The sequence below is a fragment of the Empedobacter sp. UBA5036 genome, assembly GCF_002415215.1.
GTDB lineage: Bacteria > Bacteroidota > Bacteroidia > Flavobacteriales > Weeksellaceae > Empedobacter > Empedobacter falsenii_B.
Genome location: NZ_DICC01000049.1, coordinates 1 through 21383 on the forward strand (window position 1 = coordinate 1; position 21383 = coordinate 21383).

The 21383-nt window shown below is 31.9% G+C and carries 25 protein-coding genes; 8 read left to right on the forward strand and 17 right to left on the reverse strand.

The window, feature by feature from the left end:
• Positions 1-124: 124 nt before the first annotated feature.
• Positions 125-2257 carry a Tex family protein gene (locus tag B4J88_RS08155; RefSeq protein ID WP_291067204.1) on the forward strand — a complete coding sequence of 711 codons (2133 nt, stop codon included), beginning with the start codon at positions 125-127 and terminating at the stop codon, positions 2255-2257.
• Positions 2258-2332: 75 nt separating this feature from the next.
• On the opposite strand, the gene B4J88_RS08160 is transcribed toward B4J88_RS08155, so the two are convergent.
• Both B4J88_RS08160 and B4J88_RS08165 read right to left on the reverse strand, forming a co-directional pair.
• Positions 2333-2836, reverse strand: coding sequence for a DUF2314 domain-containing protein (locus B4J88_RS08160; RefSeq protein ID WP_219034560.1), 504 nt, complete (start codon positions 2834-2836; stop codon positions 2333-2335).
• 42 nt (positions 2837-2878) lie between these two features.
• A complete protein-coding gene (locus B4J88_RS08165) occupies positions 2879-4267 on the reverse strand; it encodes an HTTM domain-containing protein (RefSeq protein ID WP_291052527.1) in 1389 nt (462 codons plus the stop codon).
• Positions 4268-4339: 72 nt separating this feature from the next.
• Between B4J88_RS08165 and B4J88_RS08170 the strand changes: the two genes are divergently transcribed.
• Positions 4340-4741, forward strand: a complete 402-nt coding sequence (locus tag B4J88_RS08170) for a thiol-disulfide oxidoreductase DCC family protein (protein ID WP_114999244.1) — start codon at positions 4340-4342, stop codon at positions 4739-4741.
• Positions 4742-4887: 146 nt separating this feature from the next.
• Here B4J88_RS08170 and B4J88_RS08175 read toward each other — a convergent pair whose 3' ends face one another.
• From B4J88_RS08175 to hisE, 4 genes are read right to left on the reverse strand one after another with little or no spacing between them, the layout of a single operon-like run.
• Positions 4888-5160 (reverse strand): hypothetical protein, encoded by a 273-nt coding sequence (locus B4J88_RS08175; RefSeq protein ID WP_038333836.1) that lies wholly within the window; start codon positions 5158-5160, stop codon positions 4888-4890.
• Positions 5161-5184: 24 nt separating this feature from the next.
• Complete coding sequence (locus tag B4J88_RS08180) at positions 5185-5856, reverse strand: TPM domain-containing protein (RefSeq protein WP_291067206.1); 672 nt, start codon at positions 5854-5856, stop codon at positions 5185-5187.
• A gap of 16 nt (positions 5857-5872) precedes the next feature.
• Positions 5873-6649, reverse strand: coding sequence for a M48 family metalloprotease (locus tag B4J88_RS08185; protein ID WP_280062522.1), 777 nt, complete (start codon positions 6647-6649; stop codon positions 5873-5875).
• Between the two features lie 18 nt (positions 6650-6667).
• Positions 6668-7012: a phosphoribosyl-ATP diphosphatase gene (hisE, locus tag B4J88_RS08190; RefSeq protein WP_125350653.1), complete on the reverse strand. Its 345-nt coding sequence runs from the start codon at positions 7010-7012 to the stop codon at positions 6668-6670.
• Between the two features lie 230 nt (positions 7013-7242).
• Between hisE and gcvP the strand changes: the two genes are divergently transcribed.
• Positions 7243-10098: an aminomethyl-transferring glycine dehydrogenase gene (gcvP, locus tag B4J88_RS08195; RefSeq protein ID WP_286495377.1), complete on the forward strand. Its 2856-nt coding sequence runs from the start codon at positions 7243-7245 to the stop codon at positions 10096-10098.
• Positions 10099-10247: 149 nt separating this feature from the next.
• Positions 10248-10958, forward strand: a complete 711-nt coding sequence (gene aqpZ / locus B4J88_RS08200) for an aquaporin Z (RefSeq protein ID WP_291067209.1) — start codon at positions 10248-10250, stop codon at positions 10956-10958.
• 26 nt (positions 10959-10984) lie between these two features.
• On the opposite strand, the gene B4J88_RS08205 is transcribed toward aqpZ, so the two are convergent.
• From B4J88_RS08205 to B4J88_RS08250, 10 genes are all read right to left on the reverse strand, one after another.
• Positions 10985-11683, reverse strand: coding sequence for a hypothetical protein (locus B4J88_RS08205; protein ID WP_125350650.1), 699 nt, complete (start codon positions 11681-11683; stop codon positions 10985-10987).
• A gap of 2 nt (positions 11684-11685) precedes the next feature.
• Positions 11686-12018, reverse strand: a complete 333-nt coding sequence (locus tag B4J88_RS08210; protein WP_125350649.1) for a PadR family transcriptional regulator — start codon at positions 12016-12018, stop codon at positions 11686-11688.
• 62 nt (positions 12019-12080) lie between these two features.
• Positions 12081-12644 (reverse strand): DUF1572 family protein, encoded by a 564-nt coding sequence (locus B4J88_RS08215; protein WP_280037524.1) that lies wholly within the window; start codon positions 12642-12644, stop codon positions 12081-12083.
• 6 nt (positions 12645-12650) lie between these two features.
• Entirely contained in the window at positions 12651-13169 is a 519-nt protein-coding gene (locus B4J88_RS08220; RefSeq protein ID WP_291067213.1) for a DUF421 domain-containing protein, read from the reverse strand.
• Between the two features lie 66 nt (positions 13170-13235).
• Positions 13236-13418: a hypothetical protein gene (locus tag B4J88_RS08225; RefSeq protein WP_038333804.1), complete on the reverse strand. Its 183-nt coding sequence runs from the start codon at positions 13416-13418 to the stop codon at positions 13236-13238.
• Positions 13418-14326 carry a M28 family metallopeptidase gene (locus B4J88_RS08230; protein WP_219035372.1) on the reverse strand — a complete coding sequence of 303 codons (909 nt, stop codon included), beginning with the start codon at positions 14324-14326 and terminating at the stop codon, positions 13418-13420. The genes B4J88_RS08225 and B4J88_RS08230 overlap by 1 nt, the downstream gene beginning before the upstream one ends.
• A gap of 39 nt (positions 14327-14365) precedes the next feature.
• Positions 14366-15034, reverse strand: a complete 669-nt coding sequence (locus B4J88_RS08235; RefSeq protein ID WP_221856622.1) for a sterol desaturase family protein — start codon at positions 15032-15034, stop codon at positions 14366-14368.
• A 134-nt stretch (positions 15035-15168) separates the two neighbouring features.
• Positions 15169-16452, reverse strand: a complete 1284-nt coding sequence (locus B4J88_RS08240; RefSeq protein WP_219035370.1) for a citrate synthase — start codon at positions 16450-16452, stop codon at positions 15169-15171.
• Positions 16453-16532: 80 nt separating this feature from the next.
• Positions 16533-17825: a phosphopyruvate hydratase gene (gene eno, locus B4J88_RS08245; protein ID WP_286496395.1), complete on the reverse strand. Its 1293-nt coding sequence runs from the start codon at positions 17823-17825 to the stop codon at positions 16533-16535.
• Between the two features lie 206 nt (positions 17826-18031).
• On the reverse strand, positions 18032-18481 hold the full coding sequence (locus tag B4J88_RS08250; RefSeq protein ID WP_291067217.1) for a hypothetical protein: 450 nt from the start codon (positions 18479-18481) through the stop codon (positions 18032-18034).
• Between the two features lie 130 nt (positions 18482-18611).
• On the opposite strand from B4J88_RS08250, the gene greA reads away from it, so the two are divergent.
• The 4 genes from greA to B4J88_RS08270 are packed head-to-tail and all read left to right on the forward strand — an operon-like array spanning position 18612 to position 20463.
• The gene (greA, locus tag B4J88_RS08255; protein ID WP_125350641.1) at positions 18612-19091 is read left to right on the forward strand and encodes a transcription elongation factor GreA; all 480 of its coding nucleotides are present in this window, start codon (positions 18612-18614) and stop codon (positions 19089-19091) included.
• 22 nt (positions 19092-19113) lie between these two features.
• Positions 19114-19506, forward strand: coding sequence for an HIT family protein (locus B4J88_RS08260; RefSeq protein WP_114999218.1), 393 nt, complete (start codon positions 19114-19116; stop codon positions 19504-19506).
• Positions 19507-19509: 3 nt separating this feature from the next.
• Positions 19510-20079: a tetratricopeptide repeat protein gene (locus B4J88_RS08265; protein WP_291067220.1), complete on the forward strand. Its 570-nt coding sequence runs from the start codon at positions 19510-19512 to the stop codon at positions 20077-20079.
• Complete coding sequence (locus tag B4J88_RS08270; protein ID WP_052217679.1) at positions 20080-20463, forward strand: hypothetical protein; 384 nt, start codon at positions 20080-20082, stop codon at positions 20461-20463. It abuts the gene before it with no gap.
• Here the strand turns inward: B4J88_RS08270 and B4J88_RS08275 are convergent.
• A complete protein-coding gene (locus B4J88_RS08275; RefSeq protein ID WP_280037508.1) occupies positions 20460-20888 on the reverse strand; it encodes an NUDIX domain-containing protein in 429 nt (142 codons plus the stop codon). The two genes, B4J88_RS08270 and B4J88_RS08275, sit on opposite strands and share 4 nt — an antisense overlap.
• Positions 20889-21383 lie beyond the last annotated feature (495 nt).

Here is a 21383-nt window from a genome sequence, read left to right on the forward strand (position 1 = left end):
TATCTAAATGCACTACGGGTATTATTATATAAAAAAATACTCTATTAAATACGACCTATATAAATAAAACATGCTATTTTTTATATTTGTGAAAAATAGTAATTTGCAAGGCCAAACTTTTAACATGAATTTGATTCAATACATTCATCAACATCTTAATTCTATTTCAGAAAAATCAATCAACAATACAGTAAATTGTTTGAATGAAGATAATACCATACCCTTTATTGCAAGATATAGAAAAGAGGTCACAGGAAATCTTGATGAAGTTCAAATTTCTGCTATAAAAAAACTGCAAAATCAATACAATGAAATTGTTTCTCGAAAAGAATTTATTTTAAAAACATTGGAAGAGCAGAATCAATTGAGTAACGAATTACAACAACGTATTCAGAAAAGTTTTGATTTGGTTCAATTAGAAGATTTATATCTTCCTTATAAAAAGAAGAAAAAAACACGTGCAACCATTGCAAAAGAAAAAGGTTTAGAGCCTTTGGCAAAAATCATCATGAAGCAAAATAATATTCCTGATTTGGATGATTTAGCAAAAAAATATCTAAATGAAGATGTGATAAGTATCGAAGATGCTTTTGCAGGTGTGCAAGATATTATTGCAGAATGGATCAATGAAAATGAGTATGTGCGTCATCGATTGCGAGATATTTTCAGAAAATCTGCTTTGATTGAAAGTAAACTAATAAAATCTAAAATAGATGATGAAGATTCGGCTAAATACTCGAACTATTTTGAATACGAAGAACTATTGAAAAAAATTGCTTCTCACCGATTATTGGCTATTTTACGCGGCGAAAATGAAGGCTTCTTGAAAGTAAATGTATCAATTGATAAAAAAGAAGCCTTCAAATTTCTTGAATACACGTTGATCAAATCTATTCAACCAGAAGTTTCTTGGGTTATTGAAGAAGCTATAAAAGATGCATACAAACGACTTTTGGCTCCTTCAATCTCGAATGAAGTGTTGAAAGAAGCAAAACAAAAAGCAGATGAAACATCAATAAATGTTTTTTCGAAAAACTTAAATCAATTGCTTTTGGCGCCACCTCTGGGAGAAAAACGAATTTTAGCGATAGATCCTGGTTACAAATCGGGTTGTAAAGTGGTTGTATTAGATGAGCAAGGTGATTTGTTGCACAACGAAAACATCTATCCGCATGCGCCTCAAAATGAAAAAACACAAGCCATCAAAAAACTAAAATCGCTTATCAATGCTTATAATATCGATGCAATTTCGATAGGAAATGGAACAGCTTCTCGCGAGACTGAAAATTTGGTTCAGAATATTGCATTTGATCGTCCACTAAAAGTTTTTGTTGTAAATGAAGCTGGTGCTTCGGTTTATTCGGCTTCTAAAATTGCGCGCGACGAATTTCCGGATAAAGATGTTACCGTTCGCGGTGCTGTTTCTATAGGCCGCCGTTTACAAGATCCTTTGGCAGAATTAGTAAAAATAGAGCCAAAATCGATTGGAGTTGGTCAGTATCAACATGATGTCGATCAAACTTTATTGAAAAATGAGTTGGATGATGTTGTTTCTTTCTGTGTAAACAAAGTTGGTGTAAATCTGAACACAGCAAGCAAACATTTACTAAATTATGTTGCAGGAATTGGTGAAAAAATGGCTGAAAATATTGTAGAATATCGAAGCGAAAATGGTGCATTTAATTCGAGAAAAGAGTTACTAAAAGTTCCTCGTTTGGGTGAAAAAGCATTCTTACAAGCTTCTGCTTTTTTACGAATTCCAAATGCAAAAAATCCGTTAGATAATTCTGCTGTTCACCCAGAATCGTATGCTCTTGTAGAGAAAATGGCGAAAGATTTGAAAGTTGATTTGAAAGATTTGATTCAAAATAAAGAATTGATTAATCAACTTGATTTAACCAAATATATTACCGAAAAAGTAGGTTTACCAACTTTAGAAGATATTAAAAAAGAACTTGAAAAACCTGGTTTAGATCCGCGTTCTACAGCCAAAGTTTTTAGTTTCGATCAACGATTAAAGAAATTCGAAGATTTGCAATTGGGCATGAAAGTTCCTGGAATTATCAACAATATTACTAATTTTGGTTGTTTTGTAGATATAGGAATTAAAGAAAATGGCTTAATTCATATTTCTAAAATTTCGAATGAATTTATTTCTGATGTGAATTCAAAAGTGCATTTAAGTCAACAAGTTGAAGTAACCGTAATTGGAATTGATACAGAAAAACGTAAAATTCAATTATCTTTGATTGATTAAGGAAAATAATTTCAAAATTAAAAGGCAATCTAACGAAAGATTGCCTTTTTGATTTTATTATTTTTTGAGCAGAAATTAATCTTCAAACTTTACTTTATATTGTTTATCAAACTCTTTTTTCTGCGCATCAGTCATTTTACTACGCATATATTTTATTGTAAATCCACCAATCATTTTATCACCTTTATAATACATCCAATCTGATAATTTAGTTGGATCTATCACAATTGTATCATTGTGTTTAACCAATTTTGTGTATTGAGGTACGTTGTCCACAATTCCTTTTAATTGATCGTTGTCCGAATATACATCACGAATCCAAATATGCTCTTTTTGTGTCGCATTCGGAATATCATACATTTGTTTGACAATAAAATTAGTTGTCGTTGTATCTTTCATCGACAACGCCAATTTGAAATCATCAAACGTTTGTTGCGCTTCCTTCCCAATACTATCCAAATCTTTTTGTTCTTGCTTTTGCTTATCCAAACCTTTATAAGCTTCTACTCCAGCATTTTCTTTGTTACCACAAGAAAATAATAAAACCGAAAAAGCTATTGCGAATAATGTATATTTCATAATTGTATTTCTTTGATTGTTGTCCTATAAAGTTACATAAATTTATTCAAAATAAGATAAATTCAACTCTTTTGGTGTTGGCTGAATCCATTTTTGATGACCAAAATAACTCCAAGTTGTATAAGCTAAATTGTAATTTGGATTTGTAAATTGATAATAATCGCTACCATTGACAGAAACTTTTGCATCCACAAAAACTTTGACATCTTTCACACCATTTTTCGCATAATCATATTTTACATAACGTGCAAATTGCCACATCATATCTGGGCTAACCGCCATTTTTGACATTTGTTTGAAGGTTAGATATTTTGTCAAATCTACTTTCTCGCGTTTCAAGAATTTACCTTTTTTCTGTGGATCTGGTTTCGAAACATATACCACAACTTCACCCGCTTTGTTACGCAACATCATTCGCCAAGCCATGCGATGACCTTCCTCTGTCCAAAAAACATTTCCGGGAATAAAGTAATGGCGAACAGGTAAATATATTTGCCAAACTACGTAGAAAAACATCAAATAAGAGAACATGACACGACGAGTTGTCAATAAATTATCATCATCTGAACGATCCATCATAAATGATTTTTTAGGAAAAATAACTTCCTGAATCTTAACGGGATCATAAAAGAAAATTAACATTGCCAAAGCAAAGAAAGGAAATATTCCAATCCCGAAAACTGCAGAATTGAAAATATGAAAGGCTACAGCACATTTGAAAGCGATTCCACGCGTTCTATTCATCAACATTGCAGGAATAATCAATAAATCGAAAAAGAATCCGCCCCAAGCAAAAACTTGTGCAAACTCTAAACTACTTACAACTTTTCCTAATCCAATCAAATTATATTTTGTTGTTAATAAATCGCCATATTCGTGAAATTTCATTTGTAAAAAAACACCGTTAAACCAATCTGGATAAATCTTTGCAAAAGCCGCAAAAACATACACAATCAATAACTGGATAATGAATAATGTTGGTACCCAATTGCGCATGGTTAGACGTTTTATTTTCGGAAAAATTAAACTATCAATCGAAAAGAAATGATGCGCAGGAATTATCGTCATCATCCACGAAACTAGCATAAACAGATAATAATGGTTGTTGTAGCTTGTTTTTTGCATGAAATACGTCAACGACCATAAAATAGAAAATACGATAATTGAAAATCGATAAGCAAATCCAAACACGATAAACCAGCCTAAAATTCCCATGAGCACGTACAAATAAATCATATTTTGTCCCAAGAAAACATTTGTCCACTCGAATCCGATGAACGAAAATGTAATGTGCGGTTCAACAAAATTTGTTTGTACCCAACCTGTAAAAATGGCTCCCCAACATTCTGCAACAATTAATAAACCAAAGATTATTCGGAAAATTACAAGTGGAGAATTATCAACTTTTCGGAATAAATATTCGCTAAACATGATTGATTGTTAATTTTGGCTAATTTAAAAATAACCTTTAGAGTTTAGCTACTTTTAGCGTATATTTATTGTATGAAAACGAGGAAAATTATTTTGTTTGATGGAATTTGCAATTTATGCAATCAATCTGTTCAGTTTGTGATTGAACATGACAATAAAAATCAATTTCAGTTTGCTTCATTACAATCTGATTTTGGACAAAATTTTTTGAAAGAAAATAATTTGGATGCCGCTCAATTTGATTCTATCGTTTTTATTGAAGATGATAAATTTTATACCAAATCATCTGCTGCGCTAAAAATTGCTAAATATTTGGACGGAATAACTTCGTGGTTGACTATTTTTATGATTGTTCCAAAGCCTTTGCGCGATGTGGTTTATAGTTTTATTGCGAAAAATCGTTATCGTTGGTTTGGAAAACAAGAAAGTTGTTGGTTACCTACTCCTGAATTGAAAGCGAAGTTTTTAGATTAAGTTTTAAACTTCTTGATTCAAATAGTTTTTAATCTTCTTAAAAAGAATTACCCAAAAATAAAAAGTCAATAAAAGGTTTATTACTACAATTATCAAGAGAACAAAGTTTCCATTTAATATTGTTGAATCTATTTCTCCCATTTGAATTAAAAAAGCGAAAAATAAGCAAACAACAAATAAAATGATAATACTCTATATTTCCTTTTTGAAAGAATGCTAATGAATAAAAATAGTATTGTTATCAATCCTAAACTATAAATTGAAACTTCATCTTCACCTCCAGAAGATTGTAATTGGGAAGTATAATAAAAATCATTTCCTTGCATATAGCCTAATCCATCTGTGTATTTAATAAATAAAAAACAACAAATGACTTGAGCAAGATATAAAACTTCAAGGAATGAAAAATGTACTTTCATTTTATTAACCTCTGTTTAAATTATTTAATCTTCTACAACTATTTTTTCATTAATTTTTACAATAGCTTCATTGATTCCTTTAAAATACTTTTCCTCACTAAAGTTTGGAACAACTACCTCATCAATTAGCTTTTGAGAAAAATCGTCAGAAATTATATTTCGAGCAATATCATTCGTCGAAATTCTAACTTCTCTTGATTTTAAATTAAACACAATTATCATATTTCCCTTTTGAAATCGATCAGAACTATTGTTATTAAGGATTGAAAATGAATAATCTGTTATATTTTCATTTGGAAAATAATCATCTGTAGAAATTATAAATAGCTGAAAACGATTGGTCTTTTGAATTTTCTTTAATTGTTTTTCAAGTTTTGCTAACTCTTCTCTATTAAAGACTTTTTCTAAATCAACAACATTTGAAAAAGGAACCAAAGAATAATTTTCAATAAAAGGAAATTCAGTACAATTTTTAATCAAACTCTTTTGTAGATTGAACTGAAAGATGTTTACATCTGATATTAAAAAGTCTTCTGCTTCAGAATTGAGGTATTTATTAAAATCAAATAAATTTTTAGCTGGTTTTTTCTTTTTAAATGATTTACAAATTTCTTTACTGATTTGATCATAATCTTGAGCATGAGAAAATGTAATATTTGTGCATAAAAGAACTGATAAAAGTATTTTTCTTATCATTACAATGAATTAAAATCTACTGATTTCTGTATTTCTCAATTGCAGCTTTTATTTTTTCGCGACGGTTTGATGGCGATGGATGCGTACTCTGAAATTCTGGAACTTGGCTTCCTCCCGAAGCTTCTTCCAAAATATCCATTACACCAATCAATGCTTCTGGATTATATCCTGCCTGAATCATAAATCGAACGCCCAAATCATCAGACTCCAATTCATCATCACGACCATATTTCATATTCACCATATTTGCCACAACTTGTGCATAATAAGCCGAATTTGCATCTCCAGCGGCAACGCCAGCCGCACCTGCAATTCCTTGCGAAAGCTCTTGTTTCGACATTTGTTCTGCACTATGGCGCGCAATAACGTGACCAACTTCGTGTCCCAAAACTCCAGCCAATTGATCTTCGTTTTGCAAACGAGTCAACAAGGCTTCGGTAATAAAAATTGGTCCACCAGGCAATGCAAAAGCATTTACAGTTCGATTATCTGCTAACACATAAAACTGAAATGGATAATTGGTTTTGCGCGCATCACTATTATTAACCACTTTCGCGCCTACTCGTTTTACAAGCTCCTGGAATTGAGCATTTCGAGATAGTCCACCAAACTCTTGTGCCATTTGCGGAGCCGAATTAATTCCCATCGCAATTTCGTCATCTTTGGTTAATGAAATATATTGCTTTTCGCCTGTAATTTCATTGACTTCTGAAGAAGAAAAATATTTTATAAGAGAAAAAATAACAATTGCTGCGGCAATTATTAATTTCATCGACGTTCCGCCCTTTTGCATATCAATATAAGGTGTTAATTATTTTTTGTGCCTTTTCTTTAAAATCTCCAAAACATCTTTTAATTCAAAGCCACGAGCATGTAAAGCCATAAGGTAATAAAAGAAAACATCTGCCGATTCTTCCAAAAAGTTTTCGTCGTTATCTTGTTCCGAAGCAATCACCATTTCTACAGCTTCTTCCCCCATTTTTTTAGCGATTTGCGAATTACCTTTTTTATGAACACGTTTCATTTTAGATTTTTTCGCATCCTCTAATTTCGCCTCTTCCATCATTATTTCCAATTTCTTTAAGAATGGAAATTTTTTTTCTTTTTTGACTTCAGAAGTATTTTCATTAAGTTCCATAAAATCGTTTGTTTTCATAGATTTTTTTAAACGTAGAATAAATTTAAGAAATTCTACCGAATTATTTATCTCAATTCTATTGCCAATATTACTATTTTTTGAAAAAAAAGAAAGTTTTTATTCACATTTATTTCTAAAAAAATAAAATTCTAATCTATTCATTCAATTAATTTTTAAGATTGTTATTCACTTTTATTTTAAGATAAAAAAACGTATTTTTACGCGAAAATAAACATAGCGCAAACACAATGAACACAAACGATTTTTCCATTAGACATATTGGAAACAATGCGCAGCAAGCAGCTGAAATGCTTTCTGTAATTGGGAAAGATTCTATTGATTCTTTAATTGAGGCAACAGTTCCTCAGAACATTCGATTGAAAAATGCTTTGGATCTACCAGAAGCTTTATCAGAATTTGAAGCTATTAATCATTTAGCTGAAATCGCTTCAAAAAATAAAAAAGTAAAAAATTATCTTGGATATGGATATTATGGTACAATTTTACCAGCACCAATTCAACGTAATATATTAGAAAATGCTGGTTGGTACACAGCTTATACACCATACCAAGCGGAAATTGCGCAAGGACGTTTAGAAGCTTTATTAAATTTCCAAACTGTTATTTCTGATTTAACAGGTTTACCTATCGCAAATGCCTCTTTATTAGACGAAGGTACTGCATGTGGTGAAGCAATGCACATGTTATTTGAATCTCGTTCTCGTGATCAAAAGAAAAACAATGTCAACAAATTTTTTGTAGCAGACAACTTATTCCCTCAATCTGTAGCAGTTTTAGAAACGAAAGCACACGGTTTAGGAATTGAATTAGTTGTTGGAAACTTTGAAACAACTGAATTAACAGAAGAATTCTTCGGAGCGATTGTACAATACATCGGAAAAGGAGGACAAATCAATAATTATAAATCATTTGTAGAAAAAGCAAATGCGGTTAACGTAAAAGTTGCTGTTGCAACAGATTTATTAGCTTTAACATTATTAACACCTCCAGGTGAATGGGGAGCTGATATCGCAATTGGTACTTCTCAACGTTTTGGTGTTCCAATGGGATACGGTGGACCACACGCAGCTTTCTTATCTTGTACAGAAGAATATAAGCGTGTAATTCCAGGACGTATTATTGGAGTTTCTCAAGATCGTTTAGGAAATTATGCATTGCGTATGGCTTTACAAACGCGTGAACAACATATCAAACGTGAAAAAGCAACTTCTAACATTTGTACTGCACAAGTATTGTTAGCAGTTATGGCTTCTTTCTACGCGGTTTATCACGGTAAAGATGGTTTACAATATATCGCTGATCAAATCCATACTAAAGCAGCTGTTTTACACGGAGGTTTAGAGCATTTAGGATTTAAATTAGTGAATACAAATTTCTTCGATACAATTCAAATTGAGGTTGAAAACTCTGACGAAATTGTGAAGATTTTTGCAGAAGAAGAAATTAATGTAAATGGATTCGAAAACGGAAAAATTTCAATCACAATTGATGAAATGACTTCTGAAGAAGATATTTTTGAAATTTTAAGTGTTTTTGCAACAATTAAAAACACAGAAGACGGTTTCGAATTTGAAGTAGATGATTCTTATTTACCTCAAGATTTAATCAGAACTTCTGATTTCTTAACACACGAAAACTTCAATTTATATCATACAGAAACAGAATTAATGCGTTACATCAAACGTTTAGAACGTAAAGATTTAGCGCTTAACCAATCGATGATTGCATTAGGTTCTTGTACAATGAAATTGAATGCTGCAACAGAATTATTGCATATGTCTTGGGAAAGAATGGGGAATGTACACCCTTTCACTCCAAAAGATCAAGTAGAAGGTTACCAAACATTAATCAAAAACTTAGAAGATTATTTAGCTGTAATTACAGGTTTTGATGCAACTTCTTTACAACCAAATTCTGGTGCACAAGGAGAATATGCAGGTTTAATGGTTATTCGTTCTTACTTTGAGGCAAAAGGAGAAGGACACAGAAATGTAGTGTTGATTCCACAATCTGCTCACGGAACTAACCCTGCTTCTGCTGCAATGGCTGGAATGCAAGTTGTTGTTGTGAAAAACTTAGAATCTGGTGAAACAGATTTAGTTGACTTGAAAGAAAAATGTGAAAAACATAAAGATAACTTAGCTGCATTGATGATTACTTATCCATCAACTTATGGCGCTTTTGATAGCAATATCGAAGAAGTTACTGAAATGATTCACGCATACGGAGGTCAAGTTTATATGGACGGTGCAAATATGAATGCACAAGTTGGATTAACTTCTCCAGGAAATATTGGTGCAGACGTTTGTCACTTAAACTTACACAAAACATTCGCTATTCCTCACGGAGGTGGAGGACCTGGTGTAGGACCAATTTGTGTTAAAGCACACTTAGCTCCTTTCTTAGGATCTTCTCCATTAATCGAAACTGGAGGAAAAGAAGCGACAAATACATTTGCTGCAGCTCCTTATGGTTCTGCGTTCATTTTACCAATTTCTTACTCTTACATTTTAATGTTAGGAGCAGAAGGTTTATTGAAAGCGACACAAGGTGCAATTTTAAATGCTAATTACATGAAAACTCGTTTAGAGAAACATTTTGACATTTTATATACAAATGGAAACAATGTAGTGGCACACGAATTTATCTTAGATTGTCGTCCATTCAAAAAAGCAGGTATCGAAGTTACTGATATTGCAAAACGTTTGATTGATTACGGATTCCACGCACCAACAGTATCTTTCCCAGTTGCTGGAACGTTGATGGTAGAGCCTACAGAATCAGAAAACAAAGCAGAATTAGATCGTTTTTGTGATGCATTAATTTCTATTCGTCAAGAAATCGACGAAGTTGCAAACGGAGATTATCCAGTTGACAACAATGTATTACACAACGCGCCTCACCCAATTCACTTGATTACAGCAGACGAGTGGGAATATCCTTACTCTCGTTCTAAAGCTGCATATCCAGCAGAATGGGTTCGCGAGCGTAAATTCTTTGCATCTGTTTCTCGTATTGATGATGCTTACGGAGATCGTAACTTAATTTGTACATGTGCTCCTATCGAAGCCTATATGGATTAATTATTCTAGAAAGAATATATTATAAATACAAATCGCTCTGAGAAATCGGAGCGATTTTTTTATTGAAATAATTTAAATGTTTAAAATGTTTGTATTTCTTAATTTTTTTTAAAATTCATTCTAACTAAACTTTTAATATTAAAACATTTATGAAAAATTATGCTGCCGAGTTTTTCGGTACTTTTTGGTTAGTTTTCGGAGGTTGTGGTAGTGCAATCTTTGCAGCTGGTATTCCCGAATTAGGAATTGGTTACGCTGGTGTTGCATTAGCATTTGGTCTTACTGTGTTAACAATGGCTTATGCAGTTGGTCATATTTCTGGAGGACATTTCAACCCTGCTGTCTCTTTCGGTTTATTTGCTAGAGGACGATTTGATGGAAAACAACTTATTCCTTATATTATTTCACAAGTACTCGGAGCAATTGCTGCAGCTGGTGTATTATACTTAATCGCATCTGGAAACTCAGATTTTGCAATTGAAAATACCAAAGCTGGTGCATTCGCTTCCAATGGATATGGAGCCTTTTCTCCACATGGTTATAGCATGTTATCTGCTTTTCTAATTGAATATGTCTTAACAGCCTTCTTCTTAATTGTTATTTTAGGTGCTACAGATAAATTTGCAAACGGAAAATTTGCTGGAATTGCAATTGGTTTGGCTTTAACATTAATTCATTTAATTTCTATTCCAATCACTAACACATCTGTAAATCCTGCCCGTTCTACATCACAAGCTATTTTTGTAGGCGGCGAACCTTTAACGCAATTATGGTTATTCTGGGTAGCACCAATCGCTGGAGCAATTGTAGGTGGATTAATTTATAAATTATTATTACAAAAAGACGAAAGTCAAGCATAAACTAAAAGCTCCGAATGGAGCTTTTTTTATTTTATTAACTGATATTCAGGATAAAATTCATTAAGTATTTCTTCTTCTTTATTCGGTAAAAAATAACAGGTTACATAAAAAAGTAAAAAGATAAAACTAAATATAATCGAAAATACAATATTTAAAATAATTTGGTTATTATCAAGATGAATCAAAACCTGCAAACTTAGATTAAACAAAGAAAATGCAAACGAGATGATATAAAGATTTTTAAAAATAAGCTCTTGTAAAATCAGTTTTCTATTTTTCACACTTAATTTTTGACGATATTTTTTTTGTAACCTTATATATCGATAAATAAATAATCCAAAAAATAAAACAATCGTACTTAAAATAGCAATTTTACTATATTTAAAAGCTATCAAATTAAACAATAATATTCCACTCATAACAAAAATAAAATACTGAAAAGTAAGTAAATGACTTTTCATCACTTTCCAAATTAAATTATTGTATTTTTTTTGAAGCGCAAACCTTCTTTTATCTACAATTTCAGAAAAACCAAATATTCCAAACTTCTTAAATTCATTTTGTAAAGCATCTTCAAAAGTTATAGTTTCATTTGTTTCCCATTGTTCTTCAATTCCACAAGCCAAATGATCGGCTAATTCCAATTGCAAATCATAATACTCAACATAATGCTGACGCGTAAAATCGATTAATTTTTGAACTTCAAAAGCAGAAATTTTTCTCATGATTAAATCAATTTAGGGTTCAATAATTTTTGGATTTGTAGCATTGTTTCTGTTAACAATTGAATTCTTTTTACAGATTCTTTAGTTCCAAACTCAGTCAACTTATAATATTTTCTTATTCGACCTTCTACTCGCTCAGCTTCCACTTCAATTATATTCTCAGCTTCCAGCTTATGTAAAATAGGATACAATGCACCCTCTTTTAACTCAAATTCATCTTGCGTTAAAATTCTAATTTTTTGAATGATTTCATAACCATACATTCTTTTATGATCTTGTAATAGTTTTAAAATAATCGGTTGCAGAGTTCCTTTATAAAATTGAACATCTTTCATATACCTAAGTTTCTTATGTAAGTTAAGATAAATAATTCAATTAAAAACACTTTAACTAAAATTTATTTCAAAAACTCATCTGTAAAATGTTGAGTTTTTTTATCGGAAGAGAATTTCGTTTGATTATAATCTGCTGATTTATTCTTCGGAATCGAAAGTGAATTCCATTCATTGTCCTTTATTAATTTTCCTATAAAAACAATTTGACCAACATGATACGGATAATGCGCCAATTGACGATTAATCGCTTCTATTATTGTATGTCCTTCATTTCGGATATAAATAATTTGCTGTAAATCTTCGTCGGTTTTGATTTGTGCTAAAGCATCAAACAAATACTTCCAACCTTTCTCCCATTTATCTAAAAGTTGTTCTTTAGTTTTGATTGTATCTTCAAATTCTTCATCACGATTTCGCCACTCTTTTTCACCATCTGTTGTCAAAAAATCAGTCCAACGCGACAACATATTTCCTGAAAGATGATTCACGATAATCGCAATGCTATTTGAGTTTTCATTGTATTGCCAAAACAATTCTTCATCCGTTAATTGCGAAAATGTTTTTTCACCCAAATGTTTATAATACTGGAATTGTTTGATAATCCCGTTTACTAAATTATTTTCCATATTCTGTTAATTAGTTCCTTGCAAATTTTTGTGATTATGCTTGCGTTTATAATGCGTTTCCTTAAATTGATTTTTATCCGTTGTCACTATTGAGATATTTCCATCAATCTCCATCATCGCCAATTTCACATCTTTAATATGTTCTACACCATGTTCGCGCATTGCTTCGTTCAATTCTTCCGAATTAATTCTCAATTTGCTCAACATTGTAAAATCAGCTTTTCCATTATGGATTAAAATTTCAGATTTTTGTTCAATTAAGTTTCCTAAAAATTTATTTTTCAACATTATTCTTTTGACAATAAAATTTAAAAGAAACAATACAAAAGCTGCTATCAATCCTCCTTGCAAACTCGAATCTGAACCAACCATTGCATTTTGTACAGTGTTACTAATTAATAAAATTAAGATTACATCGGCCGTATTTAATTGGGATAATTGCTGTTTACCAAAAATTCTAAGTGCAATTAACATAAAAAAATACACCGAAATACAGCGCAAAACAATTTCTAAATAACCTTCCATACATTTATTTTAAGTAAATAAAAGGTACTAAAAAATCCGTTCTGAAATTGGAACGGATTTAAAAATTTATTTTGATTTTCTAAGAATAGAAATTCTGGAAACTCTTAAAATTAAATAGATAATTGCGAGATAAAACTTTTTCTCATAAAACAATTCAAGACCTCTTATTGGGAAAAATTTTTCTGATAAAAACGCTAACAATAAAATTACAATAACCGCAATACTAACAATATTAATTGCTTTATCCATTAGTTGTTATATTTTGGTTGAATATTTTTCTTCATCATTTCGTATAAAGAATGTCCAATTCCTTGTGTAATCTCTGACAGATTTTCGAAATTAATCACCGAAACTTCATCGTTTTTTTGATGATAATGATGTTGATTCTCCATGTTTACAGAAGAAAGCGCATGCGATACTACTTTATGATTCACAAAATTTACATTATCCGAACGATAAAATAATTGTTGCTGCAAATAAGGGTCGTTTTCAACTTTGAATGTTTTAGTAGAATTATTATTCATCAAATTCATCAAATCCGAACGATCGCTACCCGTCATATATACTTTTCCTTCACCGAAAGCAGAAACAGTTCCAATCATTTCTAAATTCAACATCACTTTCATATTTGGTAAATAAGACTGAAAATCTGTGTTTTCTACCAACATTTTAGAGCCAATTAATCCAATTTCTTCCGCATCAAAAGCCATAAACATCATAGTTTGCTTAACTTTTTTGTTTTTGAAATAATCAGACAAAGCCATTACAGCCGAAGTTCCACTTGCATTATCATCTGCTCCATTAAAAATTTTATCCTCACCTTTGTCATCTGTTCCAACATGATCAAAATGCGCACCTACAGCGTAAATATCAGACGATTTACCTTCTTTAATTCCGCAAACATTTTGTCCTGTTTTGCCTTTATATTCAAATTCGATTAAATATGAATCACCAACACAAGGTTTTAATTTATTTTGTTTGAATTTTTCAGCAATCAATTCAGCAGCCAATCGATTTTCGGGCGTTCCAAATTTTCGACCCTGCATAGCATCAGAGGCTAATTCTTCGACATATTTCTTTTGATTTTCTTTTGAATATTGCGCGTTTGCTTGATTGAAAGCAAGTAATCCAATTGCAAGTAAAGTATATTTTTTCATTTTTATATGTGTGATTAATTTGACGGAAGATACGAAAAATTAACTTTTCTTCTCAAACATCAATTCTTTTACTTTTTCTTTGTCTTCTTTTTCATTCTTTAGGTCGAACATTGTTCCGAAAATACGATCCCAAAAGGTATTTGAAACGCCAAAGCCTAATTCTTCGTCTTTATAATGATGCAAATGATGATTGCGCCAAAGAGGTTTCATAAACTTGAAAGGCGGCGCAACAGCATGAATCAAATAATGCATAGACGCATACAATAAATAACCAATCATAAAACCAGGAAAGAAAGCAAAGGTGTATTTCCCTAAAATTAAATATTGAATCAAAAAAATAATTGACGCCAAAAGAATACTTGGAACTGGAGGCATAAACAAACGTTGTTTATCGCGTGGATAATGATGATGATTTCCGTGAAAAATGTAAACAATTCGTTTTAGACTTGGTTGTTCGGCTGTCCAATGAAAAAGATAACGATGTGCAAAATATTCGAATAAAGTCCAAAATAACATCGCTCCGAAAAATAGACTGACAACTGTTAAGACTGATAAATCGTAACTAGAAATTCCATAATAAATACAATAGGAAAGTAGAGGAATGTACATTCCCCAAATAACTGCGGGATGACCTTTTGTCAACATTTCGAGATATTTGTTTTCGAAGATTTGCGCTTGGCCTTTATTATGTATTTTCTCAAATTTCATGGTTACAAAATTTAATTTACTTAAAAATAAGGTTTTAACATATTTTAAACAAACAATCTCTAAAAATTAATTGTTAAAAAAAAATCCGAAAATCAAAGTTTGATTTTCGGATTATATGATAAATAAGAAAATTCTTATCTGTTTTCAATTTCAACATAATCACGTAATGGTGCTCCTGTGTATAATTGACGAGGGCGACCAATTGGTTGATTTGTTTCGCGCATTTCCATCCATTGTGCAATCCATCCTGGTAGACGTCCAACAGCAAACATAACTGTAAACATTTCAGTTGGGATATCTAACGCTTTGTAGATAATTCCTGAATAGAAATCTACGTTTGGATATAAGTTTCTTGATTTGAAATACTCGTCTTCTAAAGCAGCTTGCTCTAATTTTTTCGCAATATCTAAAATAGGATCATTGATTCCTAATTTCTCTAAAACGTTATCCGCAGCTACTTTGATGATTTTCGCACGAGGGTCAAAGTTTTTATAAACACGGTGTCCGAATCCCATTAAACGGAATGGATCGTTTTTATCTTTTGCTTTAGCTAAGTATTTTTCAACGTCTCCACCATCATTTTTGATTGCTTCTAACATTTCTAATACTGCTTGGTTAGCACCTCCGTGTAACGGTCCCCATAATGCAGAAATACCTCCAGAGATAGAAGCAAATAAACCTGCATGAGAAGAACCTACTAAACGTACACTTGATGTAGAACAGTTTTGCTCGTGATCTGCGTGTAAGATTAATAATTTGTCAATTGCATCAATAATAACTGGATCTAAGTCTAATTCTTGACCTGGTTTTTTGAATAATAATTGATAAAAATTTTCTACATAAGATAATTTATCGTTAGAGTAGTTAACTGGTAATCCTTTAATTTTTCTTTGTGTCCAAGACGCTAATACTGGGAATTTACCTAATAAAGTAACTGCCGCTTTGTACATATCATCTGGAGAAGTAACATCAACAACTTTTGGGTTGAATGCTGATAAAGCAGCTGTTAAAGATGTTAATACTCCCATTGGGTGAGCAGAACTTGGGAATGCATCTAAGATTTTGATTAAATCTTCTGACACATAGTTATACTCATTAATATCAGCGATAAATTTATCTAATTCAGCTTGTGTAGGTAATTCTCCTTTGATTAACAAATACATTACTTCTACGAAAGAAGATTTCTCTGCTAATTGTTCAATAGGATATCCACGGTACATCAACTTACCTTCTTCACCATCTAAAAATGTAATTCTAGATTCGCATGCCCCTGTATTTTTGTAACCTGGATCCATTGTGATTAATCCAGTAGCACTTCTTAACTTGGAAATATCAATAGATTTTTCATCCATTGTACCAGTTGTAACAGGTAGCTCCAACTCATTTCCGTTGTAATTTAATATTACCTTATCTGACATTTTATAGTTTATATTATTTATTGCGTAATTTACACTTTTTTTATTAATTTGAGACTGATAAATATCAGTCTCAAATTATTTTATCGCTTAACTTTAAAAGCCTTAAGCCCTGGAAAAATTGCAGTTTCTCCTAGAATCTCTTCAATACGTAATAATTGGTTGTATTTCGCCATACGATCAGAGCGAGAAGCAGAACCAGTTTTGATTTGTCCTGTGTTCAAAGCAACAGCTAAATCTGCAATTGTAGCATCTTCTGTTTCTCCAGAACGATGAGACATAACTGCTGTATAACGTGCATTTTGCGCCATTTGTACTGCTTTGATCGTTTCTGTTAACGTACCAATTTGATTGAATTTTACTAAGATAGAATTTGCTGTTTCAGCATCAATTGCTTTTTCTAATTTAGTTACATTCGTTACCAATAAATCGTCTCCAACAATTTGAACACGTTTACCGATTTTATCTGTTAAGATTTTCCAACCTTCCCAATCGTTTTCATCCATACCATCTTCAATAGAAATAATTGGATATTTCTCTGTCAATTCTGCTAAATAAGCTGCTTGCTCTGCAGAAGTACGGATAGCTCCTTTCTCTCCTTCAAATTTTGTATAGTCATATTTTCCATCGTGATAAAACTCTGATGATGCACAATCTAATGCAATCATAATTTCTTCACCTGCTTTGTAACCTGCTTTTTCTATTGCAGAAATTACAGTATCTAAAGCATCTTCTGTGCCATCAAAAGTTGGTGCAAATCCACCTTCGTCACCTACTGCTGTAGATAAACCACGGTCGTGTAAAATTTTCTTTAATGCATGAAAAACTTCTGTTCCTTTGCGTAAAGCGTCAGAAAAAGATGCTGCCTGAACTGGCATAATCATGAATTCTTGGAACGCAATAGGCGCATCAGAGTGAGAACCTCCATTTACGATATTCATCATTGGAACTGGTAATGTGTTTGCATTAACTCCACCGATGTATCTAAACAATGGTAAACCTAATTCTTCTGCTGCAGCTTTTGCAACCGCCAAAGAAACACCCAAAATTGCATTAGCACCCAATTTAGCTTTGTTTTCAGTTCCGTCTAAATCAATCATTACTTGATCGATTAAATTTTGTTCAAAAACAGAAAAACCAATTAATTCTGGAGCAATCACTTCATTTACATTCTCGATAGCTTTCAAAACTCCTTTACCTAAGTACAAGTCTCCACCATCACGTAATTCTACTGCTTCATACTCTCCTGTAGATGCTCCTGATGGAACAGCTGCACGACCTAAAACACCTGATTCTGTATACACGTCTACTTCTACAGTTGGGTTACCACGAGAATCTAAAATTTGTCTTGCATGGATATGCGAAATAATGCTCATTATTAATATTTTTTAATTGATAAAATTTTGATTTACCAAAAATAATGGATTTGAGTAATCTTTACAACGAAATTATCTTTTTTTAAAAATAATTTAATTCAAAAACAATTCGAAAAATTTATGCATGCATAATAAAGAAGTATAATTTCGATGCCTGCAAAGATTATTATTTTTTGAGTGAATTAAAAAAACTTTCGTTAAAAAATTTAATTCGTTATTGTAAGCGTTCCATTTGCATTTACATACACTTGATATGTTCTTGGCGCTCTATTCGCTACTTTTGTAGGTTGTCCTGTCAATAAAATCCATTCAGAATTATCCGCATCACACACAATACTGATATCATTCTTTACATACAGAGTGGTTTCTGCACCAGGACAAATATGCGGTGCATTACGATCGTAAGCTTTAAAACCAGAAGCTGTACGTACCACAATCAAACCTCTAGAACCTGCTGTTGCTCCTTCAACATATACCCATCCTCCTGGATTATTTAGATTAGAATATAATGGTAAATTGATATTGATTGATACATTCACAATTGTATTTGGCACACAACTTACTGTACCATCATCTGAATTGCAGCCTTGAAATAAGCCAGCAAAAACACTAACCAAAATAACCTTATTTAGAATCGTTTTAATAAATTGTTTCATTTTTAATTTGCTGTATTTTTTTTATTATCTTTGTAGTACAATAACTAAATAGTCCTGCGCATAGTATTACATATGTGTAGGATTATTTATTTTATAAGATTTATTTAATAAAAAATTAAACATTGTTGTTATGGCAAATATACAATATGTAACGAAAGAGGGATTAGAAAAGTTGCGTGAAGAGCTTCATCAGTTAGAAACTTTTGAGCGTCCAAAAATTTCGCAACAAATTGCTGATGCGCGTGATAAAGGAGATTTATCTGAAAATGCAGAATACGATGCTGCAAAAGAAGCTCAAGGAATGTTAGAGATGCAAATTGCTAAATTGAAAGAAGTTGTAGCATATGCTCGTGTAATTGATGAATCTAAATTAGACCATTCTAAAGTATCAATATTATCAAAAGTTAAAATAAAAAATACAGCGAACGGACAAGAATTAGTGTACACTTTGGTACCTGAATCTGAAGCTGATTTGGCTAAAATGCGTATCTCTGTGAATACTCCAATCGCAAAAGGATTGTTAGGAAAATCACTTGGAGAAGTTGCAGAAATTACATTACCTAACGGAATGATTTTAAATTTTGAAATTTTAGAAATATCTTTGGACTAAGATTTCAAAAATTAAAAAACATATGGCAAGCATTTTCACTAAAATTATAAACGGAGAAATACCATCATACAAAATTGCCGAAAACGATAAGTACATCGCTATTTTGGACGCTTTTCCTTTGGTAGAAGGTCATGTATTGGTTATCCCGAAAAAAGAAGTCGATAAAATCTTCGATTTAGACAAAGAAACCTATTTAGGTTTAATGGACTTTTCTTACGAAATTGCACAAGCTATAGAAAAAGCAATACCTTGTCTACGCGTTGGCGTAGCTGTTGTTGGTTTAGAGGTACCACATGTACATGTGCATTTGGTTCCTCTAAATACAATGCAAGATATCAATTTCTCAAATCCAAAACTTCAATTATCTGCCGAGAAAATGATCGAAATTGCAGATAATATCAAATCATATTTATAATCGATGAACAAATACATTAAATTAGTAATCGCCGCTGTATTAATCGCTTTAGCAATCTTTTTGTTTACCATTCGCGAATACGGTTGGGGATTTGTTTCGTTATTAGTCGCTGTATTTCCAATTTTATTCTATTTCAGAAACGAAAACATCTTGTTAGCTTTCTGGTTTTTACGTAAAGAGGATATGGCAAAAGCGAAAAAATGGTTACAAAAGATCAAAAATCCATCATCAGAAGTAATTCCTAAGCAAATGGGATATTACCACTACATGATGGGAATCACTGAAGCGCAGGACAATGTTGCGGTTTCAGAAAAATATATGAAAGAAGCCTTAAACTACGGTTTATCGTTTGATCATGACAGAGCAATGGCTAATTTATCTTTGGCTGGAGCTGCAATGTCAAAAGGTAAAAAGAAAGAAGCGGAAGGTTACATTAAAGAAGCGAAGAAAAACGATTCGAAAGGAATGTTTACAGATCAAATCAAAATGATGAATGATCAAATGAAACGTTTCAACGTAAGTAATTCGCAATTACAAAACCCACATATGCGTCACAAAGGACGTAAATTCTAAATGGATATATCAAAATTTACAGAAGAATCATCATCAAACACCAACAAATGGAAACTGATTGAAGAATTCTTTCAACAAAATTTCACAGATGGTGAAAGACCAGATTTAGATACGATTCTTTTTTTGATCGGTGTTCAAGAATTAGGACAAGGAAAAAAACGATTCAAAAAAGATGATAAACTCAATTTATTACACATTGCAGTTTGTCGCGTGTTAGAACCTTTTGGTTTTTATCGTTTCGATGGATTAGATCCAGATGGTTGGCCACATTTTGAGTTGTTGGAAGATTTACCACCGCTTAAAACAAATGAACAAACCTTGTTAATGAAATACGCCGTTATACAGTATTTTGATGATCAAAAAATAATAAACTTCGAGTCTTAAGATTCGAAGTTTTCTTTTTTATACAAATCAACTACCACTTTATCTGCGTCTAACGTAAATTTCTCTACATTCAATTCTTCTTTGGATAACCACAACAATTCGTTGATATCCGCATCCAAAACTTTCAATTTATCCAATGCTTTCTCTGTAATTGTCGCTTTATAATAAATCAATAAAACCTGTTCTGTCGGATCAAAAGCATTCAACACAAAAAAATCTTGTGTATAAAAATGTTCATGAACTTCTACTTTCAAATTCAATTCCTCTTTTATCTCTCTCCTTATACAATCTTTTGTTCCTTCACCAAACTCCAATCCACCGCCAGGAAACTTATAAATTAACTCTCCCTGAAACGGCTCGTGAATCACCAATACCTTTCCCTTGTGTTCCAATAACGCATATACACGCACATTAAATGGTTTCATATCCTGTTTACTTTAAAACCTAAATATATAAAAATTCTTCATTCAAATGCGTATTATTATAGCGTTCCCTTCGGTCGGGCTATCCGTTGCAATCTTTTGTAGAAGAAAATTGGAAGTGATTACAGGAAAATCCAATTTCTACAAAAGGATTTCCACTACTATCCCTAACGCGGGTTGTAAGTTCTGAGTTTTGAGTAATAAGTTATAAGACGTAAGATTTAAGACTTACAGGAATAGAAGTAGAAGTTAAAATATCCACTTGAGGGAAATAGGGGCTTTTCGATTTATGAGTTGTAAGTTATAAAGGAAGCTTCCTTTTTATAAAGAAGAAGCTTCTCGTTGACTAATTAGAAGCTTCTTGTTGGATGAAAGGAAGCTTCTTGTTTCATAGAACATAGTTTGAAGATGCATTAAGCTTACAGCCTTCAGCCTAAAGCGAAATCCATAAATACAAAAAAGCCTCAAGAAATAAATCTTGAGGCTTTTAATAAAAAC

What these genes read in the sequence shown, in the direction of transcription:
- B4J88_RS08155 (WP_291067204.1), top strand. Translation starts at nt 125, where the DNA reads ATGAATTTGATTCAATACATTCATCAACATCTTAATTCTATTTCAGAA.
- B4J88_RS08160 (WP_219034560.1), bottom strand. Translation starts at nt 2,836, where the DNA reads ATGAAATATACATTATTCGCAATAGCTTTTTCGGTTTTATTATTTTCT.
- B4J88_RS08165 (WP_291052527.1), bottom strand. Translation starts at nt 4,267, where the DNA reads ATGTTTAGCGAATATTTATTCCGAAAAGTTGATAATTCTCCACTTGTA.
- B4J88_RS08170 (WP_114999244.1), top strand. Translation starts at nt 4,340, where the DNA reads ATGAAAACGAGGAAAATTATTTTGTTTGATGGAATTTGCAATTTATGC.
- B4J88_RS08175 (WP_038333836.1), bottom strand. Translation starts at nt 5,160, where the DNA reads ATGAAAGTACATTTTTCATTCCTTGAAGTTTTATATCTTGCTCAAGTC.
- B4J88_RS08180 (WP_291067206.1), bottom strand. Translation starts at nt 5,856, where the DNA reads ATGATAAGAAAAATACTTTTATCAGTTCTTTTATGCACAAATATTACA.
- B4J88_RS08185 (WP_280062522.1), bottom strand. Translation starts at nt 6,649, where the DNA reads ATGCAAAAGGGCGGAACGTCGATGAAATTAATAATTGCCGCAGCAATT.
- hisE (WP_125350653.1), bottom strand. Translation starts at nt 7,012, where the DNA reads ATGAAAACAAACGATTTTATGGAACTTAATGAAAATACTTCTGAAGTC.
- gcvP (WP_286495377.1), top strand. Translation starts at nt 7,243, where the DNA reads ATGAACACAAACGATTTTTCCATTAGACATATTGGAAACAATGCGCAG.
- aqpZ (WP_291067209.1), top strand. Translation starts at nt 10,248, where the DNA reads ATGAAAAATTATGCTGCCGAGTTTTTCGGTACTTTTTGGTTAGTTTTC.
- B4J88_RS08205 (WP_125350650.1), bottom strand. Translation starts at nt 11,683, where the DNA reads ATGAGAAAAATTTCTGCTTTTGAAGTTCAAAAATTAATCGATTTTACG.
- B4J88_RS08210 (WP_125350649.1), bottom strand. Translation starts at nt 12,018, where the DNA reads ATGAAAGATGTTCAATTTTATAAAGGAACTCTGCAACCGATTATTTTA.
- B4J88_RS08215 (WP_280037524.1), bottom strand. Translation starts at nt 12,644, where the DNA reads ATGGAAAATAATTTAGTAAACGGGATTATCAAACAATTCCAGTATTAT.
- B4J88_RS08220 (WP_291067213.1), bottom strand. Translation starts at nt 13,169, where the DNA reads ATGGAAGGTTATTTAGAAATTGTTTTGCGCTGTATTTCGGTGTATTTT.
- B4J88_RS08225 (WP_038333804.1), bottom strand. Translation starts at nt 13,418, where the DNA reads ATGGATAAAGCAATTAATATTGTTAGTATTGCGGTTATTGTAATTTTA.
- B4J88_RS08230 (WP_219035372.1), bottom strand. Translation starts at nt 14,326, where the DNA reads ATGAAAAAATATACTTTACTTGCAATTGGATTACTTGCTTTCAATCAA.
- B4J88_RS08235 (WP_221856622.1), bottom strand. Translation starts at nt 15,034, where the DNA reads ATGAAATTTGAGAAAATACATAATAAAGGCCAAGCGCAAATCTTCGAA.
- B4J88_RS08240 (WP_219035370.1), bottom strand. Translation starts at nt 16,452, where the DNA reads ATGTCAGATAAGGTAATATTAAATTACAACGGAAATGAGTTGGAGCTA.
- eno (WP_286496395.1), bottom strand. Translation starts at nt 17,825, where the DNA reads ATGAGCATTATTTCGCATATCCATGCAAGACAAATTTTAGATTCTCGT.
- B4J88_RS08250 (WP_291067217.1), bottom strand. Translation starts at nt 18,481, where the DNA reads ATGAAACAATTTATTAAAACGATTCTAAATAAGGTTATTTTGGTTAGT.
- greA (WP_125350641.1), top strand. Translation starts at nt 18,612, where the DNA reads ATGGCAAATATACAATATGTAACGAAAGAGGGATTAGAAAAGTTGCGT.
- B4J88_RS08260 (WP_114999218.1), top strand. Translation starts at nt 19,114, where the DNA reads ATGGCAAGCATTTTCACTAAAATTATAAACGGAGAAATACCATCATAC.
- B4J88_RS08265 (WP_291067220.1), top strand. Translation starts at nt 19,510, where the DNA reads ATGAACAAATACATTAAATTAGTAATCGCCGCTGTATTAATCGCTTTA.
- B4J88_RS08270 (WP_052217679.1), top strand. Translation starts at nt 20,080, where the DNA reads ATGGATATATCAAAATTTACAGAAGAATCATCATCAAACACCAACAAA.
- B4J88_RS08275 (WP_280037508.1), bottom strand. Translation starts at nt 20,888, where the DNA reads ATGAAACCATTTAATGTGCGTGTATATGCGTTATTGGAACACAAGGGA.